Here is a 16224-nt window from a genome sequence, read left to right as displayed (position 1 = left end):
GCGGCTTACGCCTGCAGCGCCGGAACGTGCGTTGCGGTGGCCCAGCGCAGCAGTGAATACAGCAGCTGCGAGGCTCCGGGCATGAAACCCGAGCCGTGGTGATAGATCGGGTCCATGGTGGTCACCAGCAGGCGGGCCGGCTGGGTCACCTCATCAACATAGAGCAGGGCCCCTGAATCGGTGCCGTTCTCTTCCATGACCACCAGTGAGCGCGCGCCCTCCGGCGGATGCAGCAGGCCGTGGTGGTGCCAGGAGACCGCACGCTCCGTGAGGTACTGCCACATCGGATCCGCGGGCAGCCGCAGCCGGGTGCCGTTGTCCTCCCCGGTGCGCCAGGTCCAGAACACGGTGGGCCGGAAGGTGTAGCCCACGTTCGGCAGCCACCGCTCCACCTTGTTTTCGCCGAGGATGATGACCGTCTTGCCGGAATCCTGCAACGCTTCGCGGATGGCCGGGGCGAAGCGGGCCAGCTGCCCCTGATGCAGCCGGTCCCCCACCAGGACCACGTCCAGGTCAGCGAGCGCCGCCGGATCAGCGTCGGGAAGGTAGACGGACTCGAGCCGGTAGGGCTGCAGCGCCGGATCGGCCAGCGCCCGCAGCGCCGGGTAGGTGCCGCAGTGCAGCACCCCGATGCGCGGAGTGCTGCCGGCGGCCGCAATGCTGGTGTCGACGATCATTCGCGGGCTCCTTCGATGCTGCCGGGCGGGGTGCTGTCGGATTTCGAGGCGCCGTCCAGCCAGGCGACCAGGTTCGGGCCCAGCTGCCGGGTGGAATACCGGTCGTCGCCGAAGCTCTCCAGATCGTTGCCGCCGTGGACCAGCACTTCCCCGGCGCCCAGCCGGTAGCTGTAGTCCAGGGGCAGGCGGTACTGGCCGATGCCGGTGACGGTGCGGGCGCCGTCGGGCAGGTCCAGGTGGTAGCCGCGCCCGTAGAAGCCGGCGACACCGATTTCCTGCAACCGCTCGTAGCTGTGCGTGCCCGGCACTCCCGTGCGGTAGTGCAGGTCTCGGTAGTCCACACCCTCCCAGACCGGATGCGGTGTCACGGGATGCGGCTGCACATCCCGGGGACCGCGGAACTCCAGCTTGCGCCAGGGTGCCAGTCCGTCGATGAACGGCCGAACGACCTGCCCGTTAACCAGCACCCGGCCGCCGTTGCGGACAAACCCGGTGAGCGCGGCCCGGTGCTTGATCAGCAGCAGGTGGTCGACCCCGCCGCCGATGATGAGGCCGTCGGCGGCGAGGATCCGCGCCCGGGCGGCGTCGTCGTCGAGGTCGTAGGCGTCCACGTCCTCCGGCGCACCGCGCCAGGAAGGATCGCGCTGGCCGCGCATCGGCGTATCGCCGATCAGTCGGAAAATCACAAAGGGTCCTTTCGAAATGGCAGTGCGTTGCCGGTTCTGGGCGGCACGGGGCAGTCCTCGCGGCAGGAGGGTCCGAAGTCCGGCACCGCAATGACGCGGTCTCCGGATACCGTGCCCACCGTGGGGGTGCAGATGGGAAGCCCGTAGACAGCGGACAGGGCGGACCCGGTCAGCAGTTCCTCGGTGGGACCCCACCGGGTGTCGTCGCTGCCGACGAAAAGCAGCGCGTTGCGGGAGACGTGCAGGGCATGGTCGGGGTGGTGGGTGGTCATGATGACGCCCATCCCGTCGGCGGCGAGGCCGGACAGCACGGTCAGCACCCGGGACTGGTTGTGCAGGTCCAAAGCCGAGGCCGGCTCATCCAGGATCAGCAGCTCGGAGCCGGAGGCCAGCGCCCGGGCAATAAGCACCAGCTGGCGCTGGCCCCCGGAGAGCTCGGCATAACTGCGGTTGGCCCAGGCGGCCACGCCCACCCGCTCCATGGCGGCGTCCGCGGCGTCGTGATCCTCCCGGCGCGGTGTCTGGTAGGCGCGCAGGTGCCGGCTGCGGCCCATGAGCACCATCTCGGCAACGGTGAAGGACGTGCCGCCGGCCCCGTGGTCCTGCGGGACGTAGCCAATGGTGGTGCCGCTGGTGAGCTGCCCCTCGCGGGCGGTGAGCAGTCCGGACAGGCATTTGAGCAGGGTGGTTTTGCCGCGGGCGTTGGGCCCGAGGATGGAGAGGATCTCGCCCCGTTCCAGGCTGAACGCCAGGTTCCGGAACAGCCAGGGCCGGAGCCGCGAGTAGCGGAAGCCCAGGCCGGTGGCCTGCATCAGCGGCTCGGGGGCGGTGGATGCGGCAGCGACGGTCATTGCACTGCGCCTCTCTTCTGGGAACGGGCCAGCAGCGCCACGAACACCGGGGCGCCGATGATGGCGGTGAGGATGCCCAGCGGCAGTTCGCTGCTGCTGAGCGAACGGCTGAGGGTATCGATGAGCATCAGGTAGGTGCCGCCGAGCAGCAGTGACGCCGGCAGCAGCACGCGGTGATCCGGGCCGACCCAGAGCCGGGCCAGGTGCGGAACCACCAGCCCCACCCAGCCGACGGCGCCGGCCACGGCCACGGTTCCCGCGGTCATCAGCGCGACGGCGCACAGCAGCACCACGCGGGACCGCTGCGGATTGACGCCCAGCGCCGCGGCGTCGTCGTCGCCCAGCGAGAGGACATTGAGGCGCCAGCGCATCGCCAGCACCACGGCTCCGCCGATCGCCACGGGAACGAGAGCGGTGAGGACCTTTGTGTAGCTGGCGGCGGCAATGGAACCGAGCAGCCAGTGCACGATCGAGGGCAGTTCGGAGTACGGGTCGGCGGTGTAGGTAATGAAGGAGACCAGTGCGTTGAAGAACGCCGCCACGACGATGCCGCCGAGGACGATCATCAGCATCGGCCCGCCGGCGCCGCCCATCCGTCCGAGCGCCAGCACGACGGCGAGCGCGGCCAGCCCGAAGCCGAACGCGCCGCCCACCATCCAGCCGCCGGAGAGGCCGAGGGTCAGCACCAGCACGCCGCCGAAGGAGGCTCCCGCGGTGACGCCGATGATGTCCGGGCTGACCAGCGGGTTGCGGAACAGGGCCTGCAGACAGGCGCCGCCCAGCGACAGGGCGCCGCCCACCAGGAAGGCCAGCAGGACGCGCGGCAGGCGCACGTCAAGGACCACTGTGGCTTCCTGGTCGGTCCAGGTCCGGCGCAGGAGCCCCTCGCCGCCTCCGGCGCCGAAGAGTGCGGTGGCTTCGTTGGCCAGGATGCGCAGGATTTCATTCGGCGGAACCCAGTACCGGCCGGCGGCCATGGAGACCAGGGCCACCGCGAGGAGGATCAGGACGCACAGCAGCAGGGCCAGCCGGTGGCTGCGGGCCGCCGGCCGGGCCGCCGTCGTCACCGTCGTCGTCGTGCCGGTGTCCGCCTCAGGCACTGAACACGTCATAGCCGGCGCTTGCGCTGTTCAGGTCCAGCCGAAGGGCGGCGTCGATCTGGGCCTCGGAAATCTCGTAGCCGTAAAGGTAGGAGATCTTCTCGGCCATGGCCGCACGGAGGTTGTGCTGGGTGAGCTCGGGATGGAACAGTTCGGCTGCCCACTGCCACATCAGCGGCGACTCGGCACACGGCACTTCCCAGCGGTAGCCGCCCAGCGGAGCCTTGTAGACCCGGCGGTTGCGCACCGCGGACACGGAGGCCAGCGACTTGTCCGCGTACACCTCGGCCGGCGTGCGGGCATCAAAGCCGCCCAGCGTAATGACCTCGGGATCCCACTCGATGAGCTGCTCGGCGCTGACCACGTTCTCGGCGGAGATGTTGTCGGCGGCCATGTTCTGCCCGCCGGCCAGTTCCATCCAGTAGTGCATGTAGGCGGTCTTGTTCGACGCCGAATAGCCGTCGCCGGACTGGCCCAGATGGACCACGCGGACGGGAGCGGTGACGGAGGACAGTTCCCGCTGCAGCCGTTCGATCTCGGTGTGCATCCAGTCCACGATCTCCGTGCCGCGCTCCGGCTTGCCCAGGATCGCGGCAAACAGGCCCACCCAGGTTTCCAGGTATTCCTGCGTGCCGTAGAGCAGGCAGACGGTCTTGAAGCCGGCGGTTTCCAGCGGCTCCACCAGCCCGTCGCCCTGGTCCGCCCACTGGAACACGACGTCGGGATCCAGGGCGGTGAGCGTTTCAATGTTCGGGGTGAAGCTGGACGGCGAAACGGTGGTGGTGGTCTTCGACTCCGGATACATCTCCCCGAACAGGCCCTGCCGGTTGGCCTGGACTGTCGATTCGTTGATTCCCACGATGCGGCCATAACCGCCGTCCACGGCGGCAAGCATCGACGGCGAGGGAATGACCGTGGTGGCGATCCGCTGCACCGGGGCGTCAAAGGACACCTGCACGCCGCGCATGTCAGTCACGGTGAAGCCTTTTGACCCGGCGGCTCCACCGGCCGCGGCGACGGTTTCGCGGGAGGAGCAGGCGCCAAGAGCGAGGGCGAGGAAGCCGAGGCCGGCTCCGCCGAGAAGGCTGCGGCGGGTGGTTCCCCGCGGGGTGTGGGAGTCGGACAACGTCGTTCCTATCGCTCGGAAGGTAAGGCTTACCTAAAACTGACCTAGATCATCAGACCATATCCGTGCGATTAGCGCACAATTTCGTAACCTAATTGAAGTCATTAGGGCTGGGGCCATGACCGGAACCGTGGGCTAGCATCACGGCTATGACGGATCAGCCTCCCCCGGGCGTGCCGGCCCTCGCCGGCGACCGCCGCCGGAGCCTCAGCGCCCTGGCGGCCGCCCTGCCGGCCAGTGCGGCGGCCCTTGTGGCATATTCGGCTCTTGTCCCGGTCCGGGTCACCCTGAATACCGTGGCGCTGACCGCCTTCGTGTTCTGGATCGCCTATTCAGCCGTCTGGCTCATCCTGACCCACCGGGTTTTCGCCGCGGCGGACGCTGCCACGCTGCACTCCTGGCTGCGGGCGACCGCGACCCGTACGGGCCGGCTGCCGACCGTCAACGTGCAGGCGTCAATCCTGGCGACTGTCGCCGTCGCCCTGGACCTCCTCCTTCCCGGGCTGATCCGCGCAGATCGCCACGACGTTTTCCTCCTCTGACATCAACGTCCTGACCACCCGGGCCCGCAACGCCGTGACCGGCCAGGCCTACGTTGCCTTCGCCTACACCACGTTCATCCTTGCCCTGTTGATCGCGATTTTCTTCCCGTGATCCGGTACGACTGCAGGGCAGGGAGCAACAGCGCAGGTGTCGCCGCAAGACGCGGTGTTACGCGGACCGTGCTGCTTTGACCGATAAAGCCGCAGGTCAGGGGCGCCTACGATGGGCGGGACGTAATATTCGCTGCCCGGTTGACAGCAGACGGTGATAACTTCGCACCATGACTGCGATCCCCACATCGATTCCTGTTTTGGACCTGAGCACTGCCCGCAATGCCGACGGTTCCTTCAACGCCGAATTCATTGCCGCACTGCGTGACGCTACCCACCGGATCGGTTTCTTTCAGCTGGTCGGCTACGGCGCCGGCGAGGCAAAGGTGGACCAGCTGTTCGACGTCACCAAACGCTTTTTCGACCTGCCGCTGGAGACACGGCTGGAGCTGGACAACCGGAAGTCGCCGCACTTCCGCGGCTACACCCGGCTGGGCACCGAGCTGACCCAGGGACGCCCGGATGCCCGCGAGATGGTGGATTTCGGGCCGGAACGTGCCGCCGTGGAAAATTACCCGGCCGATCAGCCGTTCTGGCTGGTCCAGGGCCCCAATCTGTTCCCCGACGAGGTGCTGCCCGAGCTGCGGCAGACGTCGATGGAGTGGGCGGAACTGATGTCCGGGGTCGGCGCGGAGCTGCTCAGCGCCATCGCCGTCTCCCTTGAGCTGCCCGAGGACCACTTCGCCGAGCCGTTCGAGGGCACCCCGGCCTGGATGGCCAAGCTCGCGCACTATGTGGGCGGCGAGGTTCAGGAACCCGGCAGCCACGGCGTGGGCTCGCACGCCGATTACGGCTTCGTGACCCTGCTGCTGCAGGATTCCGTGGGCGGGCTGGAGGTCCGCCCGCACGAGTCCGACACCTGGATTCCGGTGGAGCCGATCCCCGGAGCGCTAGTGGTCAACCTCGGAGAAATGCTCGAAGTCGCCACCCAGGGCTACCTCTCCGCCACCATCCACCGTGTGCAGGCACCGGCTCCCGGCGTGGACCGCTACGCCGTTCCGTTTTTCTGGTCCCCGCGCCTGGACGCGGTCATTGATCCGGTGCAGCTGCCCGAGCATCTGGCGGCGCAGTCACGCGGCATCTCCGATGACCCGCAGAACCCGATGCTGGCGTCCTACGGCTCCAATGTCCTTAAGGGCTGGCTGCGGGCCCATCCCCAGGTGGCCAAGCTGCATCATCCGGAGCTGCTTTCCTGATCGGGGCGGTCAGGAAGGCTGCGGCCGCGCGTGGGTTAGCGTCCAGTCCAGGGCATAGTCGGCAACGTCTTCCCATCCCGGCTCGGCGCACGTCCAATGGGCGCGGCCTTCAAACTCGTGGTACTCCGTGAGGGCCGGGGACTTGGCCCAGTGCTTGGCGTTGGACCTGTTGACCGAAGGGGGCATGATGTGGTCTTCGCTGCCCCCGATGAACAGCAGCGGCGCCCTGTCGACGGAGTAATCCACCCACGTCTCCTGGTGCCCGGGCTGGAAATTGGCAAGGAGTCCGTAGGCCCAGACCCAGTGCCCCGGAGCAGCGATGGCGTACCGTTCGTAGGCGGCGTCGGATTCCTCCCGGCTGAGGGTGTTCGTGAAGGCGTAGTGCCATTCCTCCGGGGTGAACCCGACGGCCTTGTGGAAGGTGGCGGGGTTCTTCAGGGCCGGGAAGAGGGAGCGGGCCTGGGACAGCGGGGTGACCCGGACGCCCTCGGTCGGGGCCGCGTTGATGGCCGCACCGGCGGCGCCCAGGCCGCGGGCCAGCAGGAGTTGCGTCAGAAGCCCGCCGAAGGAGTGGCCCATGATGATGGGCGGCTTGGGCAGCGACTCGACAATGCCCGCGAGGTGGTCCACCGTTTCCGGGACGGTGAGGTCCGCGATGACGTCGGGGTTGTTCCGCAGCGCCTCGACCTCGATTTCGAATCCCGGATAGGCGGGCGTGAGAACGGTGAAGCCCTGCGCCTCATAGTGGGCTTTCCACCCCTCCCAGCTGCGCGGTGTGACCCAGAGTCCGTGGACCAGCACGATAGTGTCCGGCGCGTTGCCGTCCGGGACGTTGCTATCCGGGGCATGATCCGGGGCATTGGAACTGTTCATGAGGGTGTTCCTCCCTTACGGCTTTTGCCGACCAGAGCGAGAGAAATGGAAGGCCTCAAAGGTCTCCGATGGTGGCCCTGCCAACATCCGCTGGCCGGGCAGGACAAGTGCGCTGACGACGGATTGAGCAAGTCGTGCCAACCAGCATCACGGCACCAGTCATGGCCCACAACACGAGGCGCAAAAGCGGCTGGCGGAGATGGCAAACCGCCGGCTGCGTAGTCGCCCCGGGACGCCAGGTAACCCTCCCGCGACGGGCCGGACCTGCTCGCTTAGCGCTCGAAGACCGTCGGCGGCTCATTGTGGTGGTCGTCGAATCTCAAATTTCCTGCCTTCGGTCGCCGGCGGGTATTTTTCCGCGTTGATTTTCTTGAATCTGCGCAGGAGGAAGACAACCGCTAAAACAAATACGGTCGTTGCGGCGATGGCGATAAGAAGCGGCATTCCTGGTTCCATGACGATCCTCTCATCGATAAGTCAACGGCATCCGATGATATGCGCGAATTGGGGCGATGCGCTGCAGTGTGGCGCTTGTCCGGGACGTTGGGGCAGACTGGTCGCGTGAGCGGAATCCCCTGGGTGCTTCATGTCGATCTCGACCAGTTCATCGCGGCGGTCGAAGTGCTCCGGCGCCCGGAGCTGGCGGGCAAGCCGATCATTGTCGGCGGCAGGGGCGACCCCACGGAGCGGGCCGTGGTGTCCACCGCTTCCTACGAAGCCCGGGCGTTCGGCGTGGGTTCCGGCATGCCCCTGCGCATCGCCGCCCGGAAAGTACCCGACGCCGTGATCCTTCCCGTCGATGCCGAGGAATACCTCGCAGCGTCTGAAACGGTGATGGCAACCCTGCAAAGCCAGCCCGGCGCCGTCGTACAGGTGTTGGGGTGGGATGAAGCCTTTGTCGGCACCGAGACGGAGGATCCGGAAGCCTATGCCCGGCAGCTGCAGGCCGCCGTGTTCGAGCAGACGCGGCTGCACTGCAGCGTGGGCATCGGCGACACTCTGGTCCGGGCCAAAAACGCCACCGATTTCGGCAAGCCGGCCGGCATTTTCCGCCTCACCGCCGGAAACTGGCTCGACGTCATGGGCGAGCGGCCCACCAGGGATCTGTGGGGCGTCGGAGCCAAGGTGTCGGGCCGGCTGGCCAAGCTCGGCATCACCACCGTCGCCGAACTGGCGGCGTCCGATCCCTCGAATCTGGTCCCGGAGTTCGGCCCGAAAATGGGGCCTTGGTACGCGGAGCTCGGGCGCGGGGACGGCGCCAGCGTTGTGGACGACACTCCGTGGGTTGCCCGCGGGCACAGCCGCGAGACCACCTTTCAGCGCGACCTCACCGAGCCGGAGCAGGTGCACGACGCCGTGCGGGAACTGACGGCGCGCGTCCTGGAGGATGTCGTGGCTGAAGGACGGCCCGTGATCGGGCTGACCCTCAAGGTCCGGTACGCACCGTTCACGACGAAGACGCATGCGAGGAAGATTCCCGAGACCTTCGACCGGAACGAAATCCTCGCGCGGGCGCTGGACCTCGCGGGCGCGATCGAAGCCGGCCGCCCCATCCGGCTTCTGGGCCTGCGGGCCGAAATGGCGATGCCCGATGACGCCCGCAAGGGACACACGCCGACGCGCGGCGGTTGGTGACGGCTTACGCCGCACGATTCCTCAACGACGCTTATTAAGTGACGGGCCGGCATCCTCGTTTGAATCCGGCAAACAATTCATTACCGCCTAACGCAGGATCGTTAGGCGGCACGGTTAGACTGCAACCCAGCCGGAATTCAAGGAGCAAAAGATGTCTAACCCGCTTGACCTCAGCAATGCCCAGTACTCCGAGGTGGAAAGTCCCCTGGTATTGGAGCCCCCAAAGCCCGTGGTCGAGGTGACGGTCCATAATCCGGAGAAGGTCGGCGGCATGATCCTGGTGGATTCCGAAGCGCAGCAGAAACACGCTGAGACCGCCAAAAGATTCCTTGGCGACCTGCTGGCCACCCCGCTGCAGAGCCCGGAGTTCCAGACGAAGTTGGCGCAGCTGACCCGGTTGGGCGAGGACACGATGCAGCAGGCAAGCACCGCATCCAACCGCATGCTGACCAGGCCCGCGGCTGCTCTCGCGGCGACCGGCGCTGATCCTGCGTCCCGCACCGGCAACACGCTGGTGGAACTGCGGCAGATCGTGACGGAGCTGGATCCAAAGCGCCATGACCTGACCGGAACGAAGCGTCTCCTGAGGTTCCTCCCCGGAGGCAGCGCCATCCAGCGGTATTTCCTGAAGTATGAGTCTGCGCAGGAACAGCTCAACGCCATCACCAAGGCACTCAAGGGTGGGCAGGACGACCTCCGGCAGGACAACGCTGCCATCCAGACGGAGCGTGACGCCCTGTGGGCGGCGATGGGTCAGCTTGCGAACTATGCCGTGCTCGCCAATCATCTGGGAAATGGGCTCGAGCAACGCATCATCGACCTTCGCAACCAGGGCAAAACGGATGATGCCGCCACTCTGGAGGCTGATGCCCTCTTCTACGTCCGCCAGCGCCACCAGGACCTGATGACCCAGATGGCGGTCTCCATTCAGGGTTACCTGGCTCTTGATGTGATCAAGAAGAACAACTCAGAGCTGATCAAGGGCGTGGATCGGGCGCTCGGCACCACCTTGGCGGCGTTGCGGGTCGCCGTGATCGTTGCGCAGGCGCTGGCACAGCAAAAGATTGTGCTGGCCCAGATCGATGCCCTCAATTCGACCACCGCGGACATGATCGTCTCGACTTCCGAACTGCTCCGTTCCCAGGGCGCTGCCATTCATCAGAACGCCGCCAGGAGCGCCATAGATCCCGCCAAGCTGCAACAGGCGTTCGACAACGTGTTCCAAGCCATGGATGAGGTTGACCGGTACAAGGCCGAAGCGGCCCAGTCGATGAAGCAGACGGTGCAGGTCCTTCAGGGGCAGATTAGCCGTGCCAAGCTACAGCTGGAGCGGAGCCATTCCTCTGACGCTGCCACCGCTCATCCCCCGAGAGGATAACGATGTCACGTCTCACCGTGGGCAATGTCTTCAAGGTCGCAGTTGCCCTCTTCTTTTTTCCTTTCCTCCCTCTCTTGGTGCTCATGATCGGGGTGCGCAGGAAGAACAGGAAGGTGATCCTCGAGGGGGCCTCCTACATCGCCATCTTCCTTGTTGGCATCTCGGCCGTGGGAGGCGACAGCGCGTTCGCCACCCTGTCGGCCTTTGCCGTCCTCGGGATCGTGCCCGTGTCAGCAATGCGGTCCTACATGCTTCGTGACTTGTGGCTGCATCGGAGGGTTCGGGGGCAGCAGCCTGAGGTTATTACCCAGCCGCATCCGCCGAGGACGCCCGCCCAGCAGCCGACACCGGCAGCGGCATCGATCACTCCGCCAACGGCGGACCTGTCACCGGCGTTGGCGTGGGTAGCCTCGCTCGCCAAGCAGAACAAGAACCGGCTTCCCGCTGAGTCGTACGTCGCTGTCCTGGAAACCTGCCAGACACTGGACGCGGTGATCGACGCGGAAGCGCGGCAGCCGCTGGCCGATGCCGCGTTTGAGTACGAGCTGGCAGCCATAGTGCGTGAGTACCTGCCGGCCGTGCTTCAGGGCTACCTGGCCATCCCGCCCGGCATGCTGGACAACCGGCAGCCGAACGGAAGAACGCCCAACGAGGAATTGGTCGAGCAACTCCAGCTCCTCTCCGGACAAGCCGAGTCCCTGCACGCCAGCCGGCACCGCCATACTTCGGCGGAGCTGACCAGCACGGGCAACTTCCTGAGGGAACGGTTTGGGCACCATCAGCAAGGTGGCTTCGACTTCGGCGTCAAGTAAGCCCGCTTCCCGGGCGATCAGCGGCGCCGTCAGCCGGTGACGGGACATCCGGCAGCTCCGGGCTCGAAACCGTCGGCTGTTCGTTGACAGGATGCAGGGCGTTGGAGATCCTCGTGCTACCAGCTGCAGCACACGTGATCGAACCGAATCGGGTTCCCATGGATTACGACGAAAATGCAGAATTGAAACTGGATGTGGTGCGAATCTGGCGCCTTCGCCGGGATGGGGCGGTTGTTCACGTCGCCAGCCGCCAGCAACGCCTCATCGCCGCGCTCGCCATCCGCGGACCGTGTCTGCGGAGCTACCTCATTGGACTGCTCTGGCCCGAGTGCCCGGAGTCGAAGGCCTTGGAAAGCCTGAGGGTCAGCATCCACGTGGCGTCCCGGCAGGTGCCCGGCTTGATCGTCAATGACGGCCGGCTGCTGTCCATCAGCACCCGTGTTGAGATCGACCTTCACCGGGTTCAGGCGGCCATTCGTGCGCTGCACGACGACCAACAGGATGCCGATGCCTCAGTGTATTTGCGCGAATTGCGGGATGCGGAGCTCCTGCCGGGCTGGTACGAGGATTGGGTGGTCTCCGCACAGGTTCGACTGACGCAAGACCGTCTCAGTGCTTTCCTTTTGTTTGCGGAACGCTCGCTGGAGCGGGGCAATCCGCTACTCGCCGAAGCGGCCGCAGCAATGGCGGTGGAAATCGAACCCCTGCACGAAAACGCCGTGCGCCTGCTTCTCACCGCCCAGATGCAGCAGGGCAATCCTGCTGCGGCGCTTCGCGCCTACGAACGGTACCGGAAACAACTTGAATCCGATTTTGGCATTGGTCCGGCCGCATCCATCAAAGGGCTCATTACTGATTCGTTGACAGGCCACGGACTCAGGAGGACTGAGCATCTGCCCTCAAACGGCGCTCTCTGGCGGCAAGGCAGTCCAACCTCGCCAGTAACGCCCGCGTAACGGCCTGTGCGGAGTCTTTTCCTTACCGCGGATTTGCCCTCCACGAAGGAACCTACAATGAACTCTCCCGGCAATGACGGCCGGCTCCCCGTAATCTACGTCCGCGGGTTTGCCGGTACAGGTTCAGGCATTAACGATGCCGTAGATGACCCGTTCTACGGCTTCAGCCAGGGCTCCGTCCACGTCCGCGCTGACGGCAGCGGACACGCGAAGTTTCACCAGTTCGAATCCCCCATGCTGCGCTTGATCAGCGACCACAACTATGACGTTCCGGTCCACGGGGACCAGTGGACTTTCCTGAACAGCGCGGAGGCGGGAAGCCTAAACCCCGCTTCTGTGTGGATCCACCGCTTCTACGACGAGGCCGCCACCACTTTTGCTGACAACCCGGAGAACTTCAGCCTCGAGGAAGCTGCAGCGAGCCTGTTCACGCTGGTCAAACTGGTACGGGAGAAAACCGGGGCGCCCAAGGTGTTCCTGGTTGCACACTCCATGGGAGGACTCATCTGCCGCTGCATGCTGCAGCGCGTTATCCCGGAAAGCAGCGCCGACGACAGCGGCGGGATCGACCCCGCCGCAGGCACCGAATACGTAGCCCGGGTCTTTACCTACGCGACACCTCACGGCGGAATTAACTTCGCCTTGGGTTGGGGGCTGCTGGAACGCCTCCGCGATGCCACGGGCCTCCACGGGGCGGACATCTTCGGACCGGACCGGATGTATGACTACCTCACTCCGCACGCTCAAAGGGGCGAGCTGACACGGGAGGCGTTCAAGGGAACCGTCATGCCGGCCGGCGGATTCCCCGCCGAAAACCTGTTTTGCCTGGTTGGGTCGAACCCTGAGGACTACGACGTCGCAATGGGGCTGTCGTCAAAAGCCGTGGGCGCCCGCAGCGACGGCCTGGTGCAAATTGACAACGCCGCAGTCCAGAACGCACCGCTGGCAGTGGTGCACCGGAGCCACAGCGGACGTTACGGCATCGTCAATTCGGAAGAGGGATACCAAAATCTGCAGCGGTTTCTCTTCGGCGATCTCAAGGTTGAGGTGGGACTCGTCGGTTTCACCGTCGGCAGGGCAGACCCGCCGGAAGTCGAGTTCCAGCTGGATGTTGGTCTGGCCATCCGGGGCCTTCCGGTGCTGGTCCACGAACAAAGCGCAGCTCACTTCTGCCCCGTCCAGATCGAGCATTGGAAGGAAGGTGACCCGATTGACTCACCGGTTCCTCTGCTCACGACCTTCCTTGCTTCAAATGCGCCGCGGCCCCTGGTCGACGGCAGGAAAGTCCCAACGCTTCGCCATGCACTCAAACTGCGGCTGATGTCCATCTGGGAACGAGAGGGACATTTTTTCTTCACTGACCACTTGGAACAAACGGAAGACTGGCAAGACACCCTGCTCATAGACATTGAGCCGCCCTCCCCCGGCCAAGCCCTGCCCCGTGCGTGGGCCGCCTGGAACAGCTCCATTCCCTCCACACTCAGGGACTGGAATCCCGGGGAGGAGGATTTCCTGACGGACACCGACCCCACCACAGCCCGGTGGAAAGGCCATGTGGACGTACCTGAATTCTTCAAAGACCTGCTGGGTCACGGCGCGGGGATCGATCTCACGGTCACACCCAGGTCCGTTTACTAACCGGATGGACAACAGCAGGTCCACAGCTCCGCGGCCTAATCAGGTTCAGATCAGGTGATCGTCCTCAGGCAGTCTCGTCGGAAACGCGGATGAGGATCTTGCCGGTGGTGCCGTGCTCCACGGCGTCGTGCGCGGCTGCGGTCTCTTCAAGGGGGAACCAGGTGAGGGGAAGCCCGGCGGACTCCCCCACGGGCAGGGCGCCGTCCCGCAGAGCGGCAGTGATGTCTTCAGCGGCCGCACGGTGCGCCTCCGCTCCCACCGTGTAAACAAGCACGCCCTGCCAGCGGACGTTCTTCGCGAAGCTCGCGATGATCGGCACCGTGAAGTCGTCGCCGTTGTTGTTCGCGTAGTAGGCGATGCTGCCGTGATTGGCGATCACGGCGACGTCGAGTGCCGCGTTCTGCGCCGGAGCCACCTCGACGATCTGGTCGACGCCGTCCGGGGCGATCTCGCGGATGCGGTCGGCGAGCGCGTCGTCGGGATAGCGGACCACATGGTGCGCCCCGGCGGCGCGGGCGAGCTTCTCTTTCGCATCGCTGCTGACCGTCGCGATGACGGTGGCGCCCGCCCAGACGGCGAACTGGATGGCGGCGTGCCCGACGGCGCCCGCGCCGCCCTGAACGAGGACCATGCGTCCGACAAGTGCGTCGGGGGCAAGCCGGGACGGCCCGAACTCATGAACGGTCAGGGCGCGGTGCGCGGTCATCGCGGGAACGCCGAGGCTGGCGGCCACGTCAAAACCGATGCTTTCCGGAAGCGGCACCGCCCGGTCGGCGGGGAGAACCGCGAACTCCTGGGCGGTCCCGGTGGGGCGGCCGTGAGCCGCGAGGTACACCCAGACCCGGTCGCCCACCTGCGGGCCGGTGACGCCGTCACCCACCGCGTCGACCACTCCGGCACCGTCCTGGTTCGGCACCATCTCGGGAAAGGGCACGCGGCTGGCGCGCGCCTTCCAATCGGTGGGGTTCACGCCCGAGGCGACGATGCGGACCCGCACTTCGCCCGGACCGGGAGCAGCGGCCTCGCGGTCGACGAGATTGAGGACGGAGGAATCGCCAGCGGCGGAGTACACGATTGCTTTCATGAGGACTAGAAGAAGCAGGCTCCGCGTTCTATTCCCGAGGACGTGAACCGGATCACGGAGTTGGCGCACCCCGCCCGCACGTCACCGAGCTGCGCGCAGATCATCCCGTCCGGGATCAGCAACGTGATCTAGGCGGCCTGCGGGCGTCCCAGCACGGCCACCAGGAAGTCGGAGTCCGGAGCGAACGGGCGAAGGTCCCAGGTGGAGAATTTCTGCTGGCATTCCAGACCGGCGGCGGACGCGTCTTCCAGGAACTGTCCGAAGTCGTAGCCGCGGCCGGCGCCGAACCCCGTAACCAGACGGCCGCCGTCGGCCAGATGCTTCCGCAGCCGGGTCAGGACTTCCTGATGGGTTCCGGGAGCGACGAACGTCAGCACGTTGCCCGCGCAGACAATCGCGTCGAACGGCTCGGCAATGCCGGCCGCCGGCAGGTCCAGCTCAGCGAGGTCCGCCACCAGCCAGGGCACGTCGGGAAAGTCCTGCTGGGCGGCGTCGATGAGTTCGGGATCAATGTCGACGCCGACGACGTCGTGCCCGCGGGCAGCCAGCTCGCCGCCCACCCGGCCCGGGCCGCAGCCGGCGTCGAGGATCCGGGCGCCGCGGGGAACCAGCGCGTCGATCAGCCGGGCCTCGCCGTGCAGGTCAGCGCCCTGCTCCCGCATTTGCTGAAACCGGGCGATATACCAGGCGGAGTGGCCGGGGGAGGAACGTTTTTTGGCTTCCCAGAGGGTTTCTTTGCGCATTCCTCCAGCGTACTTCGGTGCCGGGGATCGGCTCGAGCCGCCGTTCACCGCTAGTTCGACTCGCGCAGCCGCTTCACCTCGCGGGCCACCTTGTCCTCCCGTATCCGGAAGGGGAACTTGCGGTAAAGCGCCAGCCCCCACACGATGGCCGCCGCACCCAATCCCAGAATTGGCCAGACGGGCCAGAAATAGCCGTCCGGCGTCGTCGCCCACCAGATAAACAGCATTCCCGCCATGGCTAACGCCCACACCACAAGTACGGCCTTGTAGACGGTGCGGGCAATGACAATGGCGCGGGCGCGCTGTTCGATGTCGGAATCTTGATCCATCACGTTCTCCTGTGCTTGAGAAGCGTTACAAAGGCCACATCATGCACCAGCAGACGCGCTTCTGCCGCCGTAATTCGCCATTAATATTCCTCGTACCGCAAGGCTTCCGGCACCGGCCTACTTGCTTGGTGTGCGGACACCAACTCCCTGCCGTCCAACGCCCCCTGCCGCGAAAAAAGTCGGTGCAGGTGGGTCACAAAGCGTTGGGCGTGGCGCAGGATGGGGATATCAAACCGAGGCCGCCGGCGTGTGAGCCGCGGACCGCAGAGAGGAAGGCAGAGTTCCATGGCAGATCTGGGTGGCATGGCAGACAAGGCAAAGGACGCGGCAAAGGACAACCCGGAGAAGGTTGACCAAGCCAAAGACAAGGCAAAGGACGCCGTCGACGGGAACAAAGACGACGACCAGAAGTAGAAACCGGCAGAACCGAGCTGGGCCATCCCCGCGGGGATGGCCCAGCTTTTTAACGCCGGCGGCTCGATGCCCC

Annotated in this window: 18 protein-coding genes; 8 read left to right on the top strand and 10 right to left on the bottom strand. The window is 65.8% G+C overall.

Annotated elements, in window-relative coordinates:
* Positions 1-5 precede the first annotated feature (5 nt).
* The 5 genes from QNN99_RS15735 to QNN99_RS15715 are packed head-to-tail and all read right to left on the bottom strand — an operon-like array spanning position 6 to position 4440.
* Positions 6-677 (bottom strand): hypothetical protein, encoded by a 672-nt coding sequence (locus tag QNN99_RS15735; protein ID WP_229967835.1) that lies wholly within the window; start codon positions 675-677, stop codon positions 6-8.
* Complete coding sequence (locus tag QNN99_RS15730) at positions 674-1363, bottom strand: hypothetical protein (RefSeq protein WP_229967833.1); 690 nt, start codon at positions 1361-1363, stop codon at positions 674-676. Before QNN99_RS15730 ends, QNN99_RS15735 begins: the two co-directional genes overlap by 4 nt.
* Positions 1360-2214, bottom strand: a complete 855-nt coding sequence (locus QNN99_RS15725) for an ABC transporter ATP-binding protein (RefSeq protein WP_229967831.1) — start codon at positions 2212-2214, stop codon at positions 1360-1362. Before QNN99_RS15725 ends, QNN99_RS15730 begins: the two co-directional genes overlap by 4 nt.
* Positions 2211-3314, bottom strand: coding sequence for a FecCD family ABC transporter permease (locus QNN99_RS15720; protein WP_229967829.1), 1104 nt, complete (start codon positions 3312-3314; stop codon positions 2211-2213). Before QNN99_RS15720 ends, QNN99_RS15725 begins: the two co-directional genes overlap by 4 nt.
* Positions 3307-4440 (bottom strand): ABC transporter substrate-binding protein, encoded by a 1134-nt coding sequence (locus tag QNN99_RS15715; RefSeq protein ID WP_229967827.1) that lies wholly within the window; start codon positions 4438-4440, stop codon positions 3307-3309. The genes QNN99_RS15720 and QNN99_RS15715 overlap by 8 nt, the downstream gene beginning before the upstream one ends.
* Positions 4441-4589: 149 nt before the next feature.
* Between QNN99_RS15715 and QNN99_RS15710 the strand changes: the two genes are divergently transcribed.
* Positions 4590-4982, top strand: coding sequence for a hypothetical protein (locus QNN99_RS15710; protein ID WP_229967825.1), 393 nt, complete (start codon positions 4590-4592; stop codon positions 4980-4982).
* A gap of 281 nt (positions 4983-5263) precedes the next feature.
* Positions 5264-6289, top strand: coding sequence for an isopenicillin N synthase family dioxygenase (locus QNN99_RS15705; RefSeq protein WP_229967823.1), 1026 nt, complete (start codon positions 5264-5266; stop codon positions 6287-6289).
* A gap of 9 nt (positions 6290-6298) precedes the next feature.
* Here the strand turns inward: QNN99_RS15705 and QNN99_RS15700 are convergent, their stop codons facing one another.
* Together QNN99_RS15700 and QNN99_RS15695 are read right to left on the bottom strand one after the other, a co-directional pair.
* Positions 6299-7162, bottom strand: coding sequence for an alpha/beta hydrolase (locus QNN99_RS15700; protein WP_229967821.1), 864 nt, complete (start codon positions 7160-7162; stop codon positions 6299-6301).
* 297 nt (positions 7163-7459) lie between these two features.
* A complete protein-coding gene (locus QNN99_RS15695; RefSeq protein WP_229967819.1) occupies positions 7460-7618 on the bottom strand; it encodes a hypothetical protein in 159 nt (52 codons plus the stop codon).
* Positions 7619-7723: 105 nt separating this feature from the next.
* On the opposite strand from QNN99_RS15695, the gene QNN99_RS15690 reads away from it, so the two are divergent.
* The 5 genes from QNN99_RS15690 (at position 7724) to QNN99_RS15670 (ending at position 13581) form a co-directional block, all read left to right on the top strand.
* A complete protein-coding gene (locus QNN99_RS15690; RefSeq protein ID WP_442860543.1) occupies positions 7724-8797 on the top strand; it encodes a DNA polymerase IV in 1074 nt (357 codons plus the stop codon).
* 151 nt (positions 8798-8948) lie between these two features.
* Positions 8949-10175 carry a toxic anion resistance protein gene (locus QNN99_RS15685; protein WP_229967817.1) on the top strand — a complete coding sequence of 409 codons (1227 nt, stop codon included), beginning with the start codon at positions 8949-8951 and terminating at the stop codon, positions 10173-10175.
* Between the two features lie 2 nt (positions 10176-10177).
* On the top strand, positions 10178-10987 hold the full coding sequence (locus QNN99_RS15680) for a hypothetical protein (protein WP_229967815.1): 810 nt from the start codon (positions 10178-10180) through the stop codon (positions 10985-10987).
* Positions 10988-11088: 101 nt separating this feature from the next.
* Positions 11089-11943 (top strand): AfsR/SARP family transcriptional regulator, encoded by an 855-nt coding sequence (locus tag QNN99_RS15675; RefSeq protein WP_229967813.1) that lies wholly within the window; start codon positions 11089-11091, stop codon positions 11941-11943.
* Between the two features lie 57 nt (positions 11944-12000).
* A complete protein-coding gene (locus QNN99_RS15670) occupies positions 12001-13581 on the top strand; it encodes an esterase/lipase family protein (protein ID WP_229967811.1) in 1581 nt (526 codons plus the stop codon).
* 64 nt (positions 13582-13645) lie between these two features.
* Here QNN99_RS15670 and QNN99_RS15665 read toward each other — a convergent pair whose 3' ends face one another.
* The 3 genes from QNN99_RS15665 to QNN99_RS15655 all read right to left on the bottom strand — a co-directional run bounded on the left by QNN99_RS15665 (position 13646) and on the right by QNN99_RS15655 (position 15737).
* Positions 13646-14665 carry an NADPH:quinone reductase gene (locus QNN99_RS15665; protein WP_229967808.1) on the bottom strand — a complete coding sequence of 340 codons (1020 nt, stop codon included), beginning with the start codon at positions 14663-14665 and terminating at the stop codon, positions 13646-13648.
* Positions 14666-14793: 128 nt separating this feature from the next.
* Entirely contained in the window at positions 14794-15408 is a 615-nt protein-coding gene (locus tag QNN99_RS15660; protein WP_229967806.1) for a class I SAM-dependent methyltransferase, read from the bottom strand.
* A 50-nt stretch (positions 15409-15458) separates the two neighbouring features.
* On the bottom strand, positions 15459-15737 hold the full coding sequence (locus tag QNN99_RS15655; RefSeq protein ID WP_229967804.1) for a hypothetical protein: 279 nt from the start codon (positions 15735-15737) through the stop codon (positions 15459-15461).
* A 285-nt stretch (positions 15738-16022) separates the two neighbouring features.
* On the opposite strand from QNN99_RS15655, the gene QNN99_RS15650 reads away from it, so the two are divergent.
* Positions 16023-16151 carry a hypothetical protein gene (locus QNN99_RS15650; RefSeq protein ID WP_269439247.1) on the top strand — a complete coding sequence of 43 codons (129 nt, stop codon included), beginning with the start codon at positions 16023-16025 and terminating at the stop codon, positions 16149-16151.
* The last annotated feature ends 73 nt before the right edge of the window (positions 16152-16224 follow it).

Source organism: Arthrobacter sp. zg.Y820 (assembly GCF_030125555.1).
Taxonomy (GTDB): Bacteria; Actinomycetota; Actinomycetes; order Actinomycetales; family Micrococcaceae; genus Arthrobacter_B.
Note: the sequence above shows the minus strand (reverse complement) of the source record. Positions and strands in the feature narration are given on the sequence as shown.

Excerpts from the sequence above, each read along its gene's own strand:
- QNN99_RS15705 (WP_229967823.1), top strand. The coding sequence starts at position 5,264 with ATGACTGCGATCCCCACATCGATTCCTGTTTTGGACCTGAGCACTGCC.
- QNN99_RS15735 (WP_229967835.1), bottom strand. The coding sequence starts at position 677 with ATGATCGTCGACACCAGCATTGCGGCCGCCGGCAGCACTCCGCGCATC.
- QNN99_RS15700 (WP_229967821.1), bottom strand. The coding sequence starts at position 7,162 with ATGAACAGTTCCAATGCCCCGGATCATGCCCCGGATAGCAACGTCCCG.
- QNN99_RS15670 (WP_229967811.1), top strand. The coding sequence starts at position 12,001 with ATGAACTCTCCCGGCAATGACGGCCGGCTCCCCGTAATCTACGTCCGC.
- QNN99_RS15685 (WP_229967817.1), top strand. The coding sequence starts at position 8,949 with ATGTCTAACCCGCTTGACCTCAGCAATGCCCAGTACTCCGAGGTGGAA.
- QNN99_RS15665 (WP_229967808.1), bottom strand. The coding sequence starts at position 14,665 with ATGAAAGCAATCGTGTACTCCGCCGCTGGCGATTCCTCCGTCCTCAAT.
- QNN99_RS15725 (WP_229967831.1), bottom strand. The coding sequence starts at position 2,214 with ATGACCGTCGCTGCCGCATCCACCGCCCCCGAGCCGCTGATGCAGGCC.
- QNN99_RS15710 (WP_229967825.1), top strand. The coding sequence starts at position 4,590 with ATGACGGATCAGCCTCCCCCGGGCGTGCCGGCCCTCGCCGGCGACCGC.
- QNN99_RS15695 (WP_229967819.1), bottom strand. The coding sequence starts at position 7,618 with ATGGAACCAGGAATGCCGCTTCTTATCGCCATCGCCGCAACGACCGTA.
- QNN99_RS15655 (WP_229967804.1), bottom strand. The coding sequence starts at position 15,737 with ATGGATCAAGATTCCGACATCGAACAGCGCGCCCGCGCCATTGTCATT.
- QNN99_RS15650 (WP_269439247.1), top strand. The coding sequence starts at position 16,023 with ATGGCAGATCTGGGTGGCATGGCAGACAAGGCAAAGGACGCGGCAAAG.
- QNN99_RS15660 (WP_229967806.1), bottom strand. The coding sequence starts at position 15,408 with ATGCGCAAAGAAACCCTCTGGGAAGCCAAAAAACGTTCCTCCCCCGGC.
- QNN99_RS15680 (WP_229967815.1), top strand. The coding sequence starts at position 10,178 with ATGTCACGTCTCACCGTGGGCAATGTCTTCAAGGTCGCAGTTGCCCTC.